The sequence below is a fragment of the Nostoc sp. FACHB-280 genome (assembly GCF_014697615.1).
GTDB lineage: Bacteria > Cyanobacteriota > Cyanobacteriia > Cyanobacteriales > Nostocaceae > Nostoc_B.
In genome coordinates this window covers 1-14,889 of sequence record NZ_JACJSD010000054.1, presented here as the reverse complement: position 1 = coordinate 14,889, position 14,889 = coordinate 1, and the positions used below count along the sequence as shown (strand labels likewise).

The following is a 14,889-nucleotide window of genomic DNA, read 5'->3' as shown; positions in this document are numbered from 1 at the left end:
ATCTGAGCAGTGACATCTTCCGCTCAGATTTTGTTGGTGCTGTTCTGTGTCACTATTAACTTCAGCCATATTCACCAACTTTACGCAAATTATAAAAAAATAATCTGTAAATTTACTCAACTGACTCTCACATACCATAAAACTTCCGCAATAAAACGAAAAATCAATTACTGACTCAAACCCTTACCCAATTGTCTACAGACAACCTTGGTGCATATTTATATTGACGTTATTCCTATAAATAAATTATGATTTTAGATTGTCTGTCTCATTCCTGCTCGGATCAGGTAGACACACCACAAAGGCTAACCACAGCGATTCATCAAGCTCAGGTATATCGCTTTCTCTACAAGAGATTTTTGTTAGCTACCTGTACGGCAACTCCAAGGACAATTTAATGACCTACGCAATTATTGAAACTGGTGGTAAACAAGTTAGAGTTGAGCCTGGTCGTTTTTACGACATTGAACTGCTAACTGCCCAACCAGACGAAAAAGTTACAATAAATTCTGTACTACTAGTACAACATGATGGTGGACTCAGTATCGGTCAGCCTCTAGTATCTGGGGCAACTGTAGAAGGAACTGTATTGCGCCACTTCCGAGGCCGCAAAGTTCTGGTCTACAAAATGAAGCCGAAGAAGAAAACCCGTAAAAAACGGGGTCATCGCCAAGAAATTACCAGACTGTTAATTAACTCCATTACTCTTAATGGTCAGGTATTTACAGCATCTGAAGCGGCGGCTGTAGCTGATGATTCCTCTGCGGAAACCACTGCTGAATCATAGAAAAATAAGCATAACAAGGAAATTATGGCTCATAAGAAAGGAACAGGTAGTACACGCAACGGTCGTGATTCTAATGCCCAGCGTCTAGGTGTTAAACGCTTTGGTGGTCAAGTTGTGCGTGCAGGTAATATTCTTGTACGTCAACGTGGCACAAAATTTCACCCTGGTAACAATGTAGGTATCGGTAGTGATGACACTTTGTTTGCCTTAATTGATGGCGTTGTCACCTTTGAAAGAAAAGGCAAATCTCGCAAAAAAGTTAGCATTTATCCAGTCGCTGCACCCGCAGAAGCCGTAGCCAGCTAAATGCTTGATAATTTGATTCATTAGCCAGAATAGTTGATAAATAAATGAGGGTTGGTCACTTCCACCCTCATTTATTTATCGCATAGATGTATACATAGCAAGTTCTTCATGCAGGATTGCGCCACAAGCTATACCTACCAATGAAAATAAGGATGTAATTAAAAAAGCTGACCTGCCATTAAATCCGGCTGTGTAAAAATCAATTTTTGCTAAGATTGCCGCCGCAATAATCAGTAAGGTGTCGAGAAAGAGGCGAAACCAAGCAACCATCAGGAAAAATAAAAATGCCCCAAACACGGCAATAAAAAAAGTTTTGATGCTCGACTCAAAAAATACACTAGAATAATTAGCCATTGCTAAAAAGGGAATGGCTAAACTTGATAGTAAAACTAATATCCCAACTACGATGACTATCCAAAGAGATAAAGGCATGTGTGCTTCTGATAACACCCAGCCCAGGGTACTATAACTAATCAGGACTAATAATAGTGATGTCCAAGGAAGGTTTTTGAAAATAGACATAAGTTGCCCTTGTTATGAATAAGTAAAGTGATGCTTTAAATAAATTTTCCATAACCAAAAACTTTAACTGATACAGCAGATTACCAGTTAGTAAACTATACAGCTTGAGTCATCAAAGCTAGATAGAAAGCATATTCTGATTTCTGATGTATCATAATCAACTACTTGGTTTTGATATGGGTGCATCAGTGGGTAAAGCACAAAAGCCTTGACTCTAATCTCCTGCGGTGTTGCTCATCTGGCTTTTAGCCATACTTGTAGGAGTTGTGATGCTGGCGGGAGTAAAGGCGATCGCTCTCTTTCAGAAAGCTGGGTTAGTTTGGGTATATTTTGACGAGAATGACTTAGACTATATGTTTATCATCCTATTTTTGCCAAACCTAATCAATAGTCTGTCCGCAAATTTTCTAAATTTCCCAAGAATTACAGTACAAACTAGTTAAATATTTTCGTAAACATTTGTAAACTGTTAGCAGCAGAGTAGCAAAGTATCACATCTGATTAAGGAATTGTCATGAAACAGCTTGTTGTCGTTGAGCGTGTAAGCCTCATCGGTCATATTGTGTCAATGGTGTTTGGGTTAGTAGGGATATTATTGGTTGTACCCAATGCCGAACTCATTTTGAACTTGTCTGAATTTGGACAAACTGCTATGCAGTGGAGTATGGCTGGTGGCGGTGTAGTTTATATGATTTTGGGTGCAGCAGCCGTATTGTTATATGCCTCGCGGACATTGGGTGTGGGTCGTGCTGTGGCATTTCTGCTGCCTGCTGTATTAATTTCTTTAACTAGTGAATTATTGGGAACCAGTACAGGCTTTCCTTTTGGTCACTATCAATATTTAAGCGGCTTGGGATATAAAATTGCTGGTTTAGTTCCCTTTACAATTCCCTTATCGTGGTTTTATTTAGGCTGTGTATCTTACTTGTTAGCTCGTGCAGGCTTAGAAGTAGATACAAAACCAAGCTTGTGGCGGCATATTAGCGCAATTGGCTTGGGTTCTTTGCTGCTAACCTCCTGGGATTTTGTGCTTGACCCAGCCATGAGCCAAACTACCCTACCCTTCTGGTATTGGCAACAACCAGGCGCTTTCTTTGGGATGCCTTATCAAAACTTTGCTGGTTGGTTAGGTACTGGTGCAGTATTCATGACAGTAGCAGCATTGTTGTGGAAAAATCAGCCAATTAAATTTGAGCGATCGCAACTAAATCTACCTTTAGTAGTCTACTTAAGTAACTTTGGTTTTGCTACAGTCATGAGCTTGGCGGCTGGCTTCTCCATTCCCGTATTGTTGGGTTTAGTTTTAGGTGTTACCCCCGCGATTACCTTGTGGTGGAAAGCATCAGCAGCAAATAATCAAGTTACCCTTGAACCAGCAACGAAAGAAGTTTCTGTAGCCAGCATCGAAGTTGCTTTGAAGTAGTAAAAACTTGCAAAAAACCGAGGATGATGGGGAAATTTTTCTGAGTACCTAATCCTCAACTATTTACCAGAAGTCCTAAATTATTGGTGAACAACTAGATCCCCGACTTCTTTAAGAAGTCGGGGATCTAAAACTGATTAAGCATAGTTCTTGAGGCTAAAAATATTCCAGTTAATTTACTTACAACCTAAAAATTACCGTCTTTGAGCATATTTAAGAGATTCATAGCTGAAAGTACAGATATTGTGGGAACCGTTCAATTATTATGGTCTATGATTGGCTTACTCCTAACAATGGGTGGCACATTTTTGGAAGCATATAGTATCACCTGGCCTTGGAGTTGGACTCAACATGGAATTCAAACCTTTTCTTTAGGTGTTAGCTTTCAAATTGGTGCCGTATTACTGGTAGGTTGTTTGGGAGGGCAGAATGCTGGGGCGCTCTCACAAATTGCGTACTTAGTTATGGGGTTAACTTTATTGCCTGTATTCTCCGAAGGTGGAGGTCTAGGTTATGTCAGACTGTCCCAGTTTGGCTATCTTTTAGGCTTTATTCCTGGGGCGTGGATTTGTGGATTTTTAGCATTTCAAGCCAGACCAAAACTAGAATCTTTGGCATTTAGTTGTATTTGTGGCTTGTTAACCATTCACTTCTGCGGTATTACTTATTTGACCATGAGTTACTTTTTTCAGTGGCAAGGTACAGAAAATCTCTCCTTAATCCAAGCAATTCTGAAATACTCTTGGTTTACAGTACCAGGACAATTAGCTGTAGTTTGTGCTGTTACCTCAATAGCTTATTTATTACGCCATTTAATGTTTTATTAGTTATTAGTCCATTGTCATTTGTCCTTTGTCAAAAGCTAATGACTAATGACCAATGACTAATGACGCTGAATTAACTCACTATGAATTTAAAAAATCGCCTGTTTTGGATTGCTGCCTTCACTGCTTTTTTCTTAGATCAACTGACTAAATATTGGGTCGTCCAAACCTTTAAATTAGGAGATACATTACCACTCATCCCAGGGGTATTTCACTTTACTTATGTGACGAACACTGGTGCAGCTTTTAGCTTATTCAGTGGCAAGGTGGAGTGGTTACGCTGGTTATCTTTAGGAGTAAGTTTAGTATTAATCGCCTTGGGTTTGTTCGGCTCAATGCTCAGTCGTTGGGATCAGTTGGGTTATGGTTTAATTTTAGGCGGGGCGATGGGCAATGGTATCGATCGCTTTGTTTTAGGCTATGTAGTAGATTTCTTAGATTTACGTTTGATTAATTTTGCTGTATTTAATATTGCCGATTCATTTATCAGTATAGGTATTGTTTGTTTGCTGATAGCCTCGTTTCAAAAAACACCCACTCCCCCTCGGAGAAGGTGATTTTAATTTCTAGCAAAAGACCGCAGGGGAGTAGGGGAGAGCTTGGTGTTATTGACCATTAACCAATGACGAATGACAAATGACCAATGACTCTACTCAACCATGCTGTAAAAATTCTACTTTGGGTAACAGAGGGTCAGTAACAATCGCTACTCCAAGAAACCCCCAGCGTTTGAGCAAGCTGCTGAGTTGGCTACCTGGAAGAGACTCCACAGCAAAGCGGTTTGCTACCTCTGCTGCATGAGTATTGAGATAGCTTAAAGCATCAAAATTTTCTCGAAACAGTAATATGTAACCTAACTCTTCTGAGTTGGGACGTGCTGTTAAATAACGACCATCTGTTTTGGAACGCACTAGATAATAAACGTCGGAAAGCATATTGACAAAGGACGAATGACCATTGACTAAATTATTTAAGCATCTAACTTAATTCGAGGATCGGCTGCTTTTAACATTAAATCTGCGAGTAAGTTACCGACGTTCAACAGCACCGCACTCATCACCAAACTCGCCATAACTAAGTATTGGTCTTTAGCGATAACTGCCTGTAAGGTTAATCTCCCTAAACCAGGCCAGTTAAAGAACTGTTCCGCGATGAATGCACCGCCTAATAAACTGGCTAATTCAAATCCCAGCAAAGTAATTAGGGGGTTAATAGCGTTGCGGAGTGCATGAACGTAGATAACGCGATTTTCTGGCAGTCCTTTGGCGCGGGCTGTTTGAATATAATCTTGACGCAGAACATCTAACAATTCCCCACGGGTAATGCGTTGTAAACCAGCAAAACTGGTGATACTCAAGGCAATTGTGGGCAAAATCATGTGCCAGCCGATATCAACAATTTTACCGAACCAGGATAAATCAGCATGATCAATGCTGGTCATACTACCGACTGGAAATAAAGGCGAGGTAAATTGAGCAAAGATTAATAAAAATAACGCCGTGATAAAGCTAGGAAAGCCTTGCCCGGCGTAGCTAATGACTTGTAAGATGCGGTCTGTAGCGCGATTTTGCTTCACCGCCGCAACAATGCCCAGAGGAATAGCGATCGCCCATGTCACAATTAAAGAAGCGATCGCTAATAATAAGGTTGCCGGTACACGTTCCCACAACAGCGAAGCTACAGAACGCTGATAGACAAAACTGGTACCAAAATCCCCTTTGGTAAATATCCGCCACAACCACAAGAAATATTGTTCAGGCCAAGACTTATCTAACCCGAACTGTCTCCTAATTTCCTCAATTCGTTCTGGGGAAATTTTGGGATTTTGGCGCAGAGTATCTACATAATCTCCTGGAGACAATTTGATGATGAAAAACGACAGCGCCGATGCCAACAATAAGGTAAACAACGCTTGTAATACCCGTTTCACCACATAAATAAAAGTTTCACTCGTAATTAGCCTAATTAGCCAATCTCGACCGGTCTCCAAAGAAATTTTTGTAGCTGTCATTTGTCTTTTGTCCTCTGTCCTGTGTCCTTTGTTCTTCGTTCTTTGTCATTAGTCAAATGACTAATGACCATTGACTAATATTCAATTAACGAAATAATCGGCACATCTGGGAGTTGTTTCCGCCCTTGTAAATCTCGTAGCTCGATAATAAACCCAAAACCTACGAGTTCACATTCAAGCTTTTGGACTAACTTGGCGGTTGCACCAGCTGTACCACCTGTAGCAATTAAATCATCAATAATTAAAACGCGACTCCCTGGATGTAAAGCGTCTTGGTGCATTTCTAAGCAGTCAGTCCCGTACTCTAGTTGATATTCAATGGAGTGAACGGCGGCGGGTAACTTGCCTTTTTTGCGGACGGGAATAAACCCAGCGCCTAATTTATAAGCTAGAGGAGCGCCAAAAATAAATCCCCGTGACTCCATCCCGATAACATAATCTGCTTGGAATCCCGCTTCATTGCATTTTTTCGTAAAAAAGTCAATAGTGTATCGCAGTCCGTCGCGATCGCGCAGTAGAGTAGTAATATCTCGAAATAAAATACCTGGCTTGGGATAATCTGGAATTTCACGAACTAGAGATTTTAAGTCCATAAACAGTTAGAAAATAAGGAGTAGGTCAAGTATGAAGTGTGAAGTATGAAATGAGTAGTTGAGTTTTTCTGTTCCTCAGTAATGGGTGCTTAATTTTAAGCAGAAATATACTGGGGTGAGAGGCTGAAGAAGAAAATCTAGCATTTTCCACTCCAGACTTCATACTTTAAACTTCAGACTTGAAAAATCGTACACTATAATGTCATACGCTGGATTTGAGGCTCTAGTATCATCATCCATTGACGATAGTGAGAATCTACACCAAGCTTAAATTATGGAATGGTACTCAATACAAGAAGGTGAACTGATGCTGTAAAAACTGGAATTTAAGTATATGCAAACTTTGGAGTAGAACAAGTTAAGTCATGTATACGTCAAGTATTATGGCTACTGCCACAGGTTTAATGTTATTTTTTGGCTACTTATCTTAAATTTAGTTGTACTAGTGTATCTAGTCTGTTGGAAGCGCACAAGGTAATTTATAGAATGAATGTCTCCGCGAGCATAACGCCGTTCAACAGTCCCGCACCTGCATCAACGCCCATGATTCTGGATACGTTACCAGATCCGGCGATCGCAGGACAAGGATGTCCGCCCAGAACTCGGCTACAAATCGACCTCATCTTATTGGCCATTGAAGCTTTAGAACTTGGTGGTTCCGAAGCGATTTTGGCCTTTGCAGAAGAGTTGGATTTAAAAGAAATCATTAAAAATCGGGTAAATTTATGGCGGATGCGTAGCTCTAACCCCATGCGCCGCGCTAATATCCGCAGACCATTAACAATTATAGAAGCCAAGGCTTTAGTAGTTATTGCTTGTTACATTGCTCGGCGGTTAACCGTGGTCATCCGCCAAATGCTGATGATATATCAGCAAATGAATGAAAAACAGATTCCTCTGGAACAAAATTTACGTTTATCTAATTACCTAGAACGCTTCCGAGTGCATTTTAAAAGCAGAATGAATGCGCGGCGCTCTGGAGTACTAGCATTAACTTCTGATGAAAAATTGGATGAGTTAGCAATTAATTTGTTAGAAAAACTTCTATTTTGTACTGGTACGGCCGGAATGCAACGGTTCTGGATTAGTCTTTTTGATGGGGAAGTGGAATGAACATTCAACGGAAATACAGTTTACCTAACTGTACGTTGCTTTTAGAGGGTTTAAGCGATGCTTCCAGGGCAGCACATTTACAAGAACTCCGCCCAGAATTATCGATATTGGTAAATGTAGAATGCTATATATCTGGTTATAAGCAGCCTCTAGTTGGAGGTCGAGAATTTTTTGAAAGTTTGGTGAGGGCTGTAAGTGCTTATGGACAAGAATTTTTAAGCAATGTACCCAACCCCCAAGCCCATAACCAAGACTCAGAATTAGTAGAACTCCAAAAAATTGACCATAACCGTCATCGGCTAATTGTTCATGCTGAAAGCAGTACCGAAGTGTTGGGTTCTCAGCAAAATAAATCACCGATTCAAATTGATATGAACACGGTGCAGTTGTTTGATTTAGTAGAAGCAGTAGATCAATTTTTTGCCGATACCCAAACACTCCCGGAGTTAGCCCTAGAGTTACAACCAATACCCCGACGCTACAGTGGTGCTAGTGAAGTTGTCATCAAACAAGCAGTACCAGCCAGTATTGGAGTTGCGAGTGTAGCCGTTGCAGCTGTGGCTTTTAGTTTGATTCCACCCCCCCAAGTCCGCACACCAGAACCGCAACCAGAAACCCAAAGCAGCGCCACTCCGACACCAACTACGACTGCTGTTCCTACCCCCACCGCAGAAACAACTCCCCTAGCCAGCGCCACACCGACAGCCACTCCGACTACAGCTGCTACAGCACCCCCAACCACAGACTTAGAAGCCCTATTAAATACAACAGCCGAAATTACTGACCCATCTCAACTACGGGCTTTAAATCGTCAGGTGTGGAATCAAATAGACCCGGCTTGGAGCGATCGCTCGACAGTCAAAGAAGATTTAGTTTATCGTGTAGGTGTAGCTGGTGATGGTGCGATCGTTGGTTATAAGGCAGTAAATCAAGGGTCAAACGAAGGAATCAATTTCACCCCGTTACCAAAACTGCTTTACAACCCGGCAAAACGTTCGGCAATTAATAATGAACCCATAGCCCAATTTAAAGTAGTGTTTACCAGCAAAGGTGTGTTAGAAGTTAGCCCTTGGCGCGGTTATGCTGGTACACCACAGGTAGTAGGTCGGAAAATTACAGACGCTAACACAGTTAAAGAGTTAAACCAAAAGCTGTACAACACAATTCGCCAAAATTGGAAAGGGACTCCCAGCTACACCAAAGATTTACGCTATCGAGTCGCCGTCAATAAAGATGGCATCATTGCTGATTATGAACCATTAAATCAAGTCGCCTTTGATAATTTCCGTGAAACGCCATTGCCCAATATGTTTCAATCTGTTTATGGTTCCAATGGCGCAGCACCAAACAACCAAGAACCTCTAGCGCATTACCAAGTAGTGTTTAATCCTAATGGCAAACTAGAAGTTACTCCTTGGAAGGGGTATCAGTGATAGGTGACAGGTAATAGGTGACAGGTGACAGGTAAGAGAGAAAAATAAATGTAGGTTGGGTGGAACGAATTCCTACTCCCCACTCCCTACTCCCTACTCTCACCCTAAATTTCTATCTTTGACAGCAACTCGGTATCAATTTCTACATTTTGTCCCTTGGGGAGTAGCATCAGGATAAAAAGTCACAATTGCTTTGTTTTTCCTGACAAAAACAGTAGGAAAGGTTGTACCTGTTTCTGAGTCACGAACATTATAAATACAAGCACCTTCTTGATTTTGTTGTAATTTAAATGCTCTAGTGGCATCAATTAACATTTCTTCGGCATTGCTGAGATAACTATAGCCCTTAATTTTATCTGTAACTGTTCTGTTATTTTGTTTAATGACTACTCCCAGGGTATAGATGACACCTGGAACCACTTCTTCCCGCTTTTGATTATTGGGTAATCTGCCAGCAATGCCTGAATTTTGGAGTTGCAAATATCTGCCAGCAAAATGTAACCCACCAATATCATTGGCGTTATAGATTTCACCACAAAAAATATGTTCAAATCCTTTATTCTTAAACCAAACATTAGTTAAATCTTCAAGAAACTGGTTTTGACTGCGGCGACCAGAACGGATTTCGCCACCACTAGCTTGTTGAATTTTTCGCAATACATTGGGATAAGATAATAGTAATTGTTTAAACTGATTGGGTTGGACTCTTGTACCAATCGCACCACAAGTTTTCAGAACAGAACCGTCAAAAGTATTAAGTGTGGGTGGTTTTGGTGAGATATCTAATTGCTGTCCTCTAGGAAATCCCACTGGAACTGGGTTATCGATATCATCAAAAAATGGCAAAAGTGCGGGAGTTGGAGACTGGGACAGGGCAGAATTTTGCACTCCGAATATACAAGTTATTGCCAGTAAAGTTAATTGACTAATTATCAGGTGTGGTGCTTTCATATATTTAATGATTTGCTAATTCTGATAATTTATTGAGTACTGCTTGAGCGTGACCTTTGGCTTTGACATTCGGCCAAGCATAAGCAATGATTTTATCTGGGGAAATGAGGAAAGTTGAGCGCACAATTCCCATATATTCTTTACCCATAAACTTTTTTAATCGCCACGCACCATAAGAATCTGCTAATTGGTGTTCTGGGTCACTCAACAAGGTAATTGACAAGTTATGTTTGTTGATAAACTTACAATGAGATTTAATAGAATCTGGGCTAACGCCGATGATTTTAGCTCCCAATTGGCTAAATTCTGAATTTAATTGGGTAAAGTCTTGGGCTTCTGTGGTGCAGCCAGGGGTGTCATCTTTAGGGTAAAAATAAAGGACAATCCATTGACCACTAAAATCATCTAGACTTACTAAATTATCATTTTGGTCTGGTGTCGCAAAAGTGGGTGTAGGTTGTCCAGCTTGGGGAATGTTGCTCATGGTATATCTCAAAGATAGCGATCGCCTCAAGATTTTACCTAAATTTGGCGATCGCACAAAGCAAACTGGGCATCAATGTGATAAAAGTTGCTGCATACTTGTTATTTAAAAGTTAAGAACTAGTTTAACTTTTATAAACCAGCTTCATTTAATGCCAGACTAAAAACATCAACTAAATTTAACTTTTCAGCCCATTCTACAAGGTATACATAGTCTAAATTTTGTGCTTGTAATTTGAGTATCCCCAAAACATCGCGCCATTGTTTTTGAGATTCACTACCACGACTCCATAGCAGCTTTTGTAAAATAGTATCCTCGGCTGAAGCTACCCAAAAAGGTGATATGCCATCTAAATTAATTAAAATCCGATGTGCCATTTGTGATATAGCAAATGGGGACTTGTCACTGATATAAATGTCAGCATTAGCAATAGTTTCTGTATGTGTAATGTTGAGCATTCGCTCTTTTGCTTGTTTCACGTTCTCAACTGCACCTGCTGGGCAATAATAGCCAGCAGTTTCTAGTGTGATTACTAGTAAATCAATTTGGTCAATTTGAACTTCAATCACCAAATCTAAATCACGGGTTGAACGAGGCTCACCGTGAATTGAACTAGCAACACCACCACTGACATAATAAGGAATATTTATAGACTCAAAAATTTGGTGTATTTCACCTGCAAGGCTAATCGAGTCTTGAATCCACATACTTTCATTAAAACCTATTGCTTGAAAAGTGGGAGTAAATTTTTCTCCTAGTACAGCACGAGCGAATATACTGCGAATTATTTCTAAATCAGCATCACGATGTCGAGTTTTAATTCCTGCCAAACATAGTTTTTTCACACCACTATCATGGGCAGCAAAGATTTTTATTCGTTGAGCCAATGAAAGTTTTTGCAGCCGCGCAAATAGATAAATATCTGCATCGATATTTGTGTCTGTAGCCTGTGGTTGGTAATTAGGTTTTACAGACATATAGCAATCCTATTTGATATGAGAATTAAAGAGACAAGGTAGAGATGTTTGTAATTCATTTAGGACTGCTTATAGCCATTTTATTTCATGGGCTATAAGCTAAAAATTACTAGCCTCTCTTTTATTGTGACTGTCTTGGTGGATCTTGGTGCATTAAGGGACGCAACCCGTTTAACCCAGCCGCAATTGCTGAACCATTGTGAATAATTGTCGCGGCTAAAGGATGCAACCCGAAAGTTGTAGCTAATCCCAAGGCGGCTAAATTGGGAACGACGGCTAAACCGATATTTTGTTTAATGACTGCTTTGGTTTGACGAGCGATCGCTATTGCTGCTAAAAAACTGCTGAGGTTATCATCCATCAGGACAACATCGGCGGTTTCTCTGGCTACTTCGGAACCATTACTAAAGGAAATTGCTACATCAGCATAAGCTAAAGCCACAGAATCATTTAAGCCATCGCCAGTAAAGGCGACTGTTTTCCCTAATTGACGTAATTTTTGGATTATTTCAGCTTTTTGGGCGGGGAATGCTTCAGCATGAACTTGCGATAGGGGCAGATGCAGTTCTTCAGCAACCGCTACGGCCCTTTGCTGATTATCTCCAGTCAGCAGATGGATTTCCATACCATACTGGGTTTGCAGTTGCTCAATCACATCTGCACTTTCAGGACGTAGCGGGTCTGTATAATAAATTACCCCTTGAAATTCTTGATTAACTGCCACATATAACAAAGAATCATGGGCAGAAATACGGCAATTTAAATGGTGTGGACAATCTGCATCGTTGCAATGATGTGGTTCATAAAGACAATCGAGGACAACACCGCACTGACGCAAAAAGCGATCGCTCCCGACTATAACTTGTTCACCATCAATTTCGGCGCGGACACCCAAACCAATTTCATAAACAAATTCTTGGCGGGGGAGAATTTCAATCCCTTGTTTTTCGGCATATTTAACTACGGCGGCGGCGACTGGGTGCGTCAGGCGTTGTTCGGCAGCGGCGGCTAGGGCTAACATTCTCTTAGTAGGCATTTTCCCCGCCACGGTTTCAACTTCGACAACTTCAATATCACCTTGAGTCAAAGTGCCTGTTTTATCAAATACTAAGGTGTCTATCTCTGCCAATTTTTCTAAAGTACTGCCACTACGAATTAATACACCATGTCTAGTGGCGTGGTGCAAGGCTGCTAAGAAAGTTGTGGGTAAAGAAACACGAATCCCAGTGACAAAATCGAGGGTGAGAATAGATGCAGCCCTGGCGGGGTTACGGGTGGTGGCAAATACCAAGCCAGCAAAAATTAAAGCTGGCAATACTGCTTTATCGGCAATGTTGGCGGCATAATTACCCATTCGTGTATCGTGAACTGGGGCTTTCTGCACTAACTCAATACTTGCACCGGCACGAGTCGCTGCACCTATGCGTTCCGCTTGGATGTAAATTTCGCCTTCGCGGACTAAAGTAGAAGCGTAAACTGCTTGTCCTGACTGGCGCACGACTGGCATTGATTCACCAGTTAATTTTTGTTGGTCGATTAACGCTGTGCCGCGTAGAATTTGTCCATCTACGGGGATTTGTTCACCAGGATAAACGATTACTGTGTCTTGTGGTTGGACTTGGGTGGCGAGGATGCGTTGTTTTTGTCCGTCTGGTTGTTCTACCCAAGCAAAATGTCCCAAAGAATCGAGTAAATCGGCGGCGTGATTTTCGGTAACGCGTGCAGTGCGATCGCGGATCATATCGCCAATTTCGTGCAGAGTCATCACCAAAGCTGGTGTTAATAAATTGCCTTGGGCAGAAGTGAGAGCGATCGCCATAAAATCTAGGCAATCTATATTTAATTTGCGTTTTTGCGTAATACTAACGTAAGCCCGTTTTGCGATCGGTAAAGCTGCTAATGCTACAGTCGCCGCAATTATCAATCTAGGGATAGGAAACCCTAAACCCAGTAAAGCTAAAACCGTCGCAAAAGCTGGCAACTTCAGACCATCATCATCTACTTCTGCTACGTTTTGACTTTGAATGAGAGAATTTTGACGTTGCCTCGCCTCAATTAACAAACCGACTAAATCCGCTTGTATTAACTCATGATTCTGGCTAAATAATTGATAGCTAATTGCAACAGAACTACAAGCACAATTAATCCTTACTTGTAAAACTCTACTATCAGCTTCTAGTAACTCTTGTAGGTTTTGAGCATAATTTAGTTCGTGGTTTAACAACGGAACGCGAAATCGAATTCTGCCAGGAATTTTATGTACTATCTGATACTCAATTTCTGTAGCGATTTTTGCTTCCTGAGCCACTCGCTTAGTAATAGCTGGTTTGGTGGCGATTGACATACAATTTTAATGAGGCAACTTGTATGCACAATAGCTTAATCCTCTTGCTAATTAATTGCTAGCGAATGCAACTATTTTTTATGTTTATTTCTTCCAGCTTGAGTTTTTAACTCAAGCTCAGGGTGATAAATTTGATATTGTTTAAAAATTTTTAATTCACATAAGAATTAAAGTTAAATTTACTTAATCTTACAAAGATATTTCGGATTGTTACAAAATATAAAGTCAACAGCTAAATCGCCAAGCTGCTCAACTTTTTTTAATTAAAGCAGACATCGAAACCTTTGTAGATTATCGTTTTGAAATTAAGATTATGCCAGATTACCCCAACAATTGCTCATGAGCCAGCAACAGCGTACTGTATTAATAGTCGATGATTCCCCAAACGACAGAGAATTCTATCGGCGGTGTTTGCTCAAAGACAAAGACTATTCTTATAACATTTTAGAAGCAACTCTTGGCAAGCAAGGTTTAGAACTATGGCAGCAGCATCAACCAGATGTTGTATTGCTAGATTACCGCTTACCAGATACCGATGGACTGGAATTTATTGCTACCTTGTATCCTGCTTCATCTCAACAGCTATACTTACCTGTGATTGTTGTAACTGGACAGGGTAGCGAAATAATCGCCGTCCAGACGATGAAAGCGGGAGCGCAGGATTATCTAGTCAAAGAGCAGATTACCGCAGAAAGGCTGCAAATGGCCGTTAACTCGGCGATCGCCAGAGTAGAACTACAAAACCAACTGCAACTACGCATTGAAAAAGACAGATTAATCTCGCAAATTACTCAAAAAATTCATCAATCATTGGATATTGACGAAATTCTCCAAACTACTGTCAGCGAAGTCAGGCAATTTTTGAAGAGCGATCGTGTACTCATTTTTCGCTTACAGTCCGATGGCTCAGGAATTGTCTCCACAGAATCGGTAGCACCAGGCTGGACTTCCCTACTGTCCACATCTTACTACGATCCTTGCTTGAGCGAGACCTATATAGCGGTTCTCAGTTGGGTGCAATATAGTAACAACAGTGAGTAAACCATCCAATAATGTCTTTTTTAGTCACTGCATCTAGGGCATTTGTGATAGCTTGATCTAATTCTTCGTAGGTTCTAGCA

17 protein-coding genes are annotated in these 14,889 nt (G+C 40.8%); 9 read left to right on the top strand and 8 right to left on the bottom strand.

Annotated elements, in window-relative coordinates; genetic code table 11:
- Positions 1-397: 397 nt before the first annotated feature.
- The gene (gene rplU, locus H6G75_RS27785) at positions 398-787 is read left to right on the top strand and encodes a 50S ribosomal protein L21 (protein ID WP_190983130.1); all 390 of its coding nucleotides are present in this window, start codon (positions 398-400) and stop codon (positions 785-787) included.
- Between the two features lie 24 nt (positions 788-811).
- A complete protein-coding gene (gene rpmA / locus H6G75_RS27780) occupies positions 812-1,093 on the top strand; it encodes a 50S ribosomal protein L27 (protein ID WP_190983129.1) in 282 nt (93 codons plus the stop codon).
- 75 nt (positions 1,094-1,168) lie between these two features.
- Here the strand turns inward: rpmA and H6G75_RS27775 are convergent, their stop codons facing one another.
- Entirely contained in the window at positions 1,169-1,615 is a 447-nt protein-coding gene (locus H6G75_RS27775; protein WP_190983128.1) for a hypothetical protein, read from the bottom strand.
- Between the two features lie 208 nt (positions 1,616-1,823).
- Between H6G75_RS27775 and H6G75_RS33635 the strand changes: the two genes are divergently transcribed.
- The 4 genes from H6G75_RS33635 to lspA all read left to right on the top strand — a co-directional run bounded on the left by H6G75_RS33635 (position 1,824) and on the right by lspA (position 4,419).
- Positions 1,824-1,949, top strand: a complete 126-nt coding sequence (locus tag H6G75_RS33635) for a hypothetical protein (protein ID WP_277884113.1) — start codon at positions 1,824-1,826, stop codon at positions 1,947-1,949.
- Between the two features lie 180 nt (positions 1,950-2,129).
- Positions 2,130-3,038: a gamma-carotene 1'-hydroxylase CruF gene (gene cruF / locus H6G75_RS27770; protein WP_190983127.1), complete on the top strand. Its 909-nt coding sequence runs from the start codon at positions 2,130-2,132 to the stop codon at positions 3,036-3,038.
- A gap of 272 nt (positions 3,039-3,310) precedes the next feature.
- Entirely contained in the window at positions 3,311-3,865 is a 555-nt protein-coding gene (locus H6G75_RS27765; protein WP_190983152.1) for a biotin transporter BioY, read from the top strand.
- A gap of 80 nt (positions 3,866-3,945) precedes the next feature.
- A complete protein-coding gene (lspA, locus tag H6G75_RS27760; RefSeq protein WP_190983126.1) occupies positions 3,946-4,419 on the top strand; it encodes a signal peptidase II in 474 nt (157 codons plus the stop codon).
- Positions 4,420-4,515: 96 nt separating this feature from the next.
- On the opposite strand, the gene H6G75_RS27755 is transcribed toward lspA, so the two are convergent.
- The 3 genes from H6G75_RS27755 to H6G75_RS27745 form a co-directional block, all read right to left on the bottom strand.
- Entirely contained in the window at positions 4,516-4,797 is a 282-nt protein-coding gene (locus tag H6G75_RS27755; protein WP_190983125.1) for a hypothetical protein, read from the bottom strand.
- 35 nt (positions 4,798-4,832) lie between these two features.
- Entirely contained in the window at positions 4,833-5,873 is a 1,041-nt protein-coding gene (locus H6G75_RS27750) for an ABC transporter permease (RefSeq protein ID WP_190983124.1), read from the bottom strand.
- Positions 5,874-5,947: 74 nt separating this feature from the next.
- Positions 5,948-6,466 carry an adenine phosphoribosyltransferase gene (locus tag H6G75_RS27745; protein WP_190983123.1) on the bottom strand — a complete coding sequence of 173 codons (519 nt, stop codon included), beginning with the start codon at positions 6,464-6,466 and terminating at the stop codon, positions 5,948-5,950.
- Positions 6,467-6,952: 486 nt separating this feature from the next.
- Here H6G75_RS27745 and H6G75_RS27740 point away from each other — a divergent pair, with 486 nt between their 5' ends.
- A complete protein-coding gene (locus H6G75_RS27740) occupies positions 6,953-7,579 on the top strand; it encodes a DUF3038 domain-containing protein (protein ID WP_190983122.1) in 627 nt (208 codons plus the stop codon).
- Complete coding sequence (locus tag H6G75_RS27735; protein ID WP_190983121.1) at positions 7,576-9,012, top strand: DUF4335 domain-containing protein; 1,437 nt, start codon at positions 7,576-7,578, stop codon at positions 9,010-9,012. Before H6G75_RS27740 ends, H6G75_RS27735 begins: the two co-directional genes overlap by 4 nt.
- Positions 9,013-9,147: 135 nt before the next feature.
- Here the strand turns inward: H6G75_RS27735 and H6G75_RS27730 are convergent, their stop codons facing one another.
- From H6G75_RS27730 to H6G75_RS27715, 4 genes are all read right to left on the bottom strand, one after another.
- The gene (locus H6G75_RS27730) at positions 9,148-9,963 is read right to left on the bottom strand and encodes an EndoU domain-containing protein (protein ID WP_190983120.1); all 816 of its coding nucleotides are present in this window, start codon (positions 9,961-9,963) and stop codon (positions 9,148-9,150) included.
- A 4-nt stretch (positions 9,964-9,967) separates the two neighbouring features.
- Entirely contained in the window at positions 9,968-10,447 is a 480-nt protein-coding gene (bcp, locus tag H6G75_RS27725; protein WP_190983119.1) for a thioredoxin-dependent thiol peroxidase, read from the bottom strand.
- A 131-nt stretch (positions 10,448-10,578) separates the two neighbouring features.
- Positions 10,579-11,424 carry a hypothetical protein gene (locus H6G75_RS27720; protein ID WP_190983118.1) on the bottom strand — a complete coding sequence of 282 codons (846 nt, stop codon included), beginning with the start codon at positions 11,422-11,424 and terminating at the stop codon, positions 10,579-10,581.
- A 121-nt stretch (positions 11,425-11,545) separates the two neighbouring features.
- Positions 11,546-13,768 (bottom strand): heavy metal translocating P-type ATPase, encoded by a 2,223-nt coding sequence (locus H6G75_RS27715; protein WP_190983117.1) that lies wholly within the window; start codon positions 13,766-13,768, stop codon positions 11,546-11,548.
- A 339-nt stretch (positions 13,769-14,107) separates the two neighbouring features.
- On the opposite strand from H6G75_RS27715, the gene H6G75_RS27710 reads away from it, so the two are divergent.
- The gene (locus H6G75_RS27710; RefSeq protein ID WP_190983116.1) at positions 14,108-14,809 is read left to right on the top strand and encodes a two-component system response regulator; all 702 of its coding nucleotides are present in this window, start codon (positions 14,108-14,110) and stop codon (positions 14,807-14,809) included.
- Positions 14,810-14,889 lie beyond the last annotated feature (80 nt).